The sequence below is a fragment of the Andreprevotia lacus DSM 23236 genome, assembly GCF_900176275.1.
GTDB lineage: Bacteria > Pseudomonadota > Gammaproteobacteria > Burkholderiales > Chitinibacteraceae > Andreprevotia > Andreprevotia lacus.
The window spans coordinates 1-4,767 of the sequence record NZ_FWXD01000063.1 but is presented as its reverse complement, the minus strand read 5'-3'; the positions used below and the strand labels follow the sequence as shown (position 1 = coordinate 4,767).

Sequence of the window (4,767 nt, the reverse complement as noted above, 5' to 3'; positions counted from 1 at the left end):
CCAGCTGGACTTGCAGCGCCTTGATCTGTTGCTCCGGCGTGAGCGGTTTGGGGTTTTGGTCGATGGTCATCACCGCCAAGGATGCCGCAGTTCGCCAGTCTTGTCGCCCATGCTTGCGTAACCAGGTCAGGACGGTGGAGCGGCCTTGGATGCCGTAGCAGGCTTGGGCCTGTTTATAGGTAAGCTGGCCTTTTTCGACCTGTTCGACGACAGCCAGTTTGAAGGCGAGGGTGTAGTCCCGTTGTGTGCGCTTGATCTTTGATTCCATGACACTTGTCCTTGTGTGAGGGGAAAAGTGTCAACGTATTTCAGGACGGGTCACCGGAATGATAAAAGCCCGGCGTGGCCGGGCTCTTTGCCGATTTACCCGCACGGGGCAGGCAATGGTCAGCCGTTTGCCGCCGCCATCACCTCGCCCATACGCACCGCAGTGCCGGCAGCCCAGCCCGGGTTGAATGCGGCATCGCGCCCCGGGAACAGCAGCACCACGGTGGAGCCGAGCAGGAAGCGACCCATTTCATCGCCCTGCTGCAGCTTGACCTGCTGGTCGTCATAGCGCCATTCGCGCACCGCCTTGCTGCGTGGCGGGTTGACCACGCCGTGCCAGGCCGTGGCCATGCTGCCGACGATGGTCGCCCCCACCAGCACCATGACAAAGGGGCCGGCTTCGCCCTCGAACACGCACACCACGCGCTCATTGCGCGCAAACAGGCCCGGCACGCCACGCGCAGTAGCCGGGTTGACCGAGAACAACTCGCCCGGCACATAGATCATGCGCGTCAGCCGCCCGGCACAGGGCATATGGATGCGGTGATAGTCCTTGGGGCTGAGGTAGATGGTGGCGAACTGGCCATTCTGGAATTGCGCCGCCAGCTGTGCGTCGCCGCCGACCAGCGCGGTGGTGCTGTAACTGTGGCCCTTGGCCTGGAAAATCTGGTCGGCTTCGATCGCGCCGAGCTGGCTGACAGCGCCATCCACCGGGCACACCAGCGCTGCCTGCGCCAGCGGGCGGGCATCGGCACGCAGCGCACGGGTAAAGAAGGCGTTAAAGGTGTTGTAGGCGGTGGGGGCCGGATCGGCCGCTTCGGCCATGTTCACGCCGTATTTGCGGATGAAGCGCCGGATGATCCATTGCGTGACCGCGCCCCAGTCATTGCCCGCGACGAAACCGGCAAAGCGGGTCAACGCCAGCTTGGGGGTAAGGTATTGCAGCAGCACGAACAGACGGTCAGACACGGAGCACCCGGATAGAACAATGGTAACAAGCGCGCGATTGTAACGCAGGCGAGGCCGCAACCGCGCCCGGTTATCGGCTTCTGCGGTTAGAATGGGCGGTTGACGGTACTGCGCGACACTTGGCGCATCATCGCCCATTCTTTCTACGAGGCCCGTATGCACCTGCCCAGCAAGCGTGCGCAAACCCTGCGCCGCCAGAGCATTTACCTGCTGCCCAATCTGTTTACCCTCGGTGCGCTGTTCGGCGGCTTCTATGCCATCGTCTCGGCGATGAACGGCCAGTTCGAGCACGCGGCAGTAGCGATTTTTGTCTCGATGATTCTCGACTCGCTGGACGGCCGCGTGGCGCGCATGACGCATACGCAGTCTGAATTCGGCGCGCAATTCGACAGTTTGTCCGACATGGTGAGTTTCGGCGTCGCCCCGGCGCTGGTGGCCTATGAATGGCAGCTGCACACCTTTGGCAAGCCGGGCTGGATGGTGGCCTTCATTTATTGTGCGTGCGCGGCGCTACGGCTGGCGCGCTTCAATGCCAACATCAGCATCGTCGACAAGCGCTGGTTCCAGGGCTTGCCCAGCCCGGCAGCTGCGGCGCTGGTGGCCGGGCTGGTATGGATTTCGCGCGAGTTCAACGACGAGTTCAATCCCATTGCCCATCTGCTGCCGTATGCCGCATTCGCCATCACGCTGTTTGCCGGCCTGACCATGGTGTCCAACGTGCGTTTCTGGAGCTTCAAGGAATTCAACGCGCGCAAGACCGTGCCCTTCATGGCCATGGTGGTGGCGGTGCTGCTGCTGCTGGTGGGCGTATCGCGACCCGAGCTGGTGTTCTTCCTGTTCTTCCTCGGCTATGCCATTTCGGGCTATGTGTACTGGGTATGGCGTGCGCTGCGCCCGCAACAGAACGGCACGCCGCCGCCCGTCAACCCGACCTGATGTCCACACCCATGTCTAATGTGGGTCAAGCTTGGGCCTGACCATCGGACAAAATTCGACAAATTGTTGACGACCTGTCCAGCGCGGCGTATTCTCGACTCACATCTTTCGAGGAATACGCCGTGCAATTCGACATCGACCGCCTTATCGCTGATTTCGGCGGCCCAGCCAAGCTGGGCGATGCACTGAATCACGCCTTTCCCGAAGACCCTGTCAGCCGCGCTGCCATCTATAAATGGCGCGAGCGTGGCAGCCTGCCGCTGTCGCAGATCAACAAGCTGGCGCAGCTTGCCGCCAGCCAGGGCCGCAGTTTCAACATTCATTCCTACGCCGCCAGCGCCGCAGCAACGGCCACCGGCAACACCACGCCAAGGGACATCCAGATGGGCGACCGCCTCTTTATTTTCGACACCACCTTGCGCGACGGCGAGCAATCGCCCGGCGCGTCGATGACCAAGGAAGAAAAAATCCGCGTGGCGCGCCAACTGGAAAAGCTGGGCGTGGACATCATCGAAGCCGGCTTTGCCGCCGCCAGCCCGGGCGATGCCGATGCGATCCGCACCATTGCCGGCATCGTCGAAAACTCGACCGTCTGTTCGCTGGCGCGCGCCAACGAGCGTGACGTGCGCGCCGCAGGCGAAGCCATCACCCCGGCCAAGCGCGGCCGCATCCATACCTTTATCGCCACCAGCCCGATCCACATGCAACACAAGCTGCGCATGCACCCGGATCAGGTCGTGGAAGCCGCCGTGAAGGCGGTGAAGATCGCGCTGGAATACACCGACGATGTCGAATTCTCGGCCGAAGACGCCTTGCGCTCGGACATCGACTTCCTTGCACACATCTTTGATGCCGTCATCCAGGCCGGCGCCAAGACCATCAACGTGCCCGACACCGTGGGCTATGCGGTGCCCTTGCTGACCGAGCGTTTCTTCCGCGAGCTGATCGCCAAGACGCCGGGCAGCGACAAGGTGATCTGGTCGGCCCACTGCCACGACGACCTCGGCATGGCGGTGGCCAACTCGCTGGCCGCCGTGCTGGGTGGCGCGCGCCAGGTCGAGTGCACCATCAACGGTCTGGGCGAGCGTGCCGGCAATGCCTCGCTGGAAGAAGTGGTGATGGCCGTGCGCACCCGCAAGGATGTGTTCGGCGTGGAAACCCATGTCGACACCACGCAGATCGTGCCGGCCAGCAAGCTGGTTTCGACCGTGACCGGCTACCCGGTGCAGCCGAACAAGGCCATCGTCGGTGCCAATGCCTTCGCACATGAATCGGGCATCCATCAGGACGGCGTGCTCAAGCATCGTGAAACCTACGAAATCATGAGCGCCGAATCGGTGGGTTGGGCGACCAACCGCCTGAGTCTGGGCAAGCTGTCGGGCCGCAATGCGTTCAAGACCAAGCTGGCCGAGCTGGGCATCACGCTGGACAGCGAGGAAGCGCTGAACGCCGCTTTCGCCCGCTTCAAGGCATTGGCCGACAAGAAGCGCGAGATTTTCGACGAAGACCTGCACGCGCTGGTGTCGGACGAGATGGTGACCATCGAACAGGAAACCTACCGCCTGACCGCATTGAAAGTGGTGTCGGAAACCGGCGAAACCCCGGTGGCCAATCTGGTGATGACCGACAACGGCGCCGAAAAGCACAGCGACAGCACCGGCGACGGCCCGGTCGACGCTACCTTCAAAGCCATCGAGGCCGTCGTCGCCAGCGGTGCCGAGCTGATCCTGTATTCGGTGAATGCCATCACGCAGGGCACCGACAGCCAGGGCGAAGTGACCGTGCGCCTGGGCAAGGACGGCCGTATCGTCAACGGCCAGGGCGCCGATACCGATATTCTGGTCGCCAGTGCCAAGGCCTACATTTCCGCATTGAACAAGCTGGATAGCAAAATCGAGCGTACACACCCGCAGCCGGTTTAAGCCGCTTCAGAAAAGCGCAGCCCAACGCACTACGTCATGCACAGCCACCCTCACAAGGGGTGGCGAGCGGGGTCAACCACCACCCCGATGCGGATGCCGCAAGCCCCACCACGGCCCCAGGCACACCGACCTGACGGTTTCTTTTTTGCGATGCAGTTCCCAATGAGAAATGCCAGTATCAGAGCCAAGCAGAACCCAAACGGTTGATTGGCAAAGACCCGATTCATGCCGCTGACGAGCATAGCGAGGCTCCCTCGCCGCGGCGAGGTGTATAGACCGGAGACATGGGTCACAGGTGTTCGGGGACATGGGTAACACTTCTTGTCATCCCAGCACCTGTGGTGCGCATGTCAATTGTCCCAATTTCGAAGCGGCTGAACCAGACCGTCCAGACCCCATCCATCAAGGTGGGCCGTAGTCCAATGCGTTGACCAATGAAGGCACGGCCGATCTTGAAGCGCTGCCCCTGGAAGGTAATCAGCGCCGCCTTATCCACCTTGTAGGTCTTGTCGCTGGCCAGGTATTCCGGCTGCGGCAGGACCTCGGGGTAAGCGATCTCACTCGTACGATAGCGTGTGATCGGCGTCGCCATCCCCAGGGCCTCATGGGGCCGCACCGTGTTGTATGTCAGGCGCCAGCGGTCAAATTCCCGCTGCGCCTCGCCGTTGTCGAT

General features: G+C 62.1%; 4 protein-coding genes and 1 pseudogene. 2 read left to right on the top strand and 3 right to left on the bottom strand.

Features of this window, described 5'->3' with window-relative positions; all coding sequences use genetic code 11:
• Positions 1-268, bottom strand: a pseudogene (locus B9A19_RS23205) (IS3 family transposase); the annotation flags it as partial.
• 119 nt (positions 269-387) lie between these two features.
• Positions 388-1,236, bottom strand: coding sequence for an archaetidylserine decarboxylase (gene asd, locus B9A19_RS21685; protein WP_084093229.1), 849 nt, complete (start codon positions 1,234-1,236; stop codon positions 388-390).
• A 156-nt stretch (positions 1,237-1,392) separates the two neighbouring features.
• Between asd and pssA the strand changes: the two genes are divergently transcribed.
• Both pssA and B9A19_RS21675 read left to right on the top strand, forming a co-directional pair.
• Positions 1,393-2,172 (top strand): CDP-diacylglycerol--serine O-phosphatidyltransferase, encoded by a 780-nt coding sequence (gene pssA / locus B9A19_RS21680; protein WP_084093230.1) that lies wholly within the window; start codon positions 1,393-1,395, stop codon positions 2,170-2,172.
• Between the two features lie 122 nt (positions 2,173-2,294).
• Positions 2,295-4,094, top strand: a complete 1,800-nt coding sequence (locus B9A19_RS21675; RefSeq protein WP_084093228.1) for a 2-isopropylmalate synthase — start codon at positions 2,295-2,297, stop codon at positions 4,092-4,094.
• A gap of 289 nt (positions 4,095-4,383) precedes the next feature.
• Here B9A19_RS21675 and B9A19_RS23505 read toward each other — a convergent pair.
• Positions 4,384-4,767: integrase core domain-containing protein (locus tag B9A19_RS23505; protein WP_176217054.1), on the bottom strand; the 384-nt coding region annotated here is incomplete at its 5' end.

What these genes read in the sequence shown, in the direction of transcription:
- pssA (WP_084093230.1), top strand. Translation starts at nt 1,393, where the DNA reads ATGCACCTGCCCAGCAAGCGTGCGCAAACCCTGCGCCGCCAGAGCATT.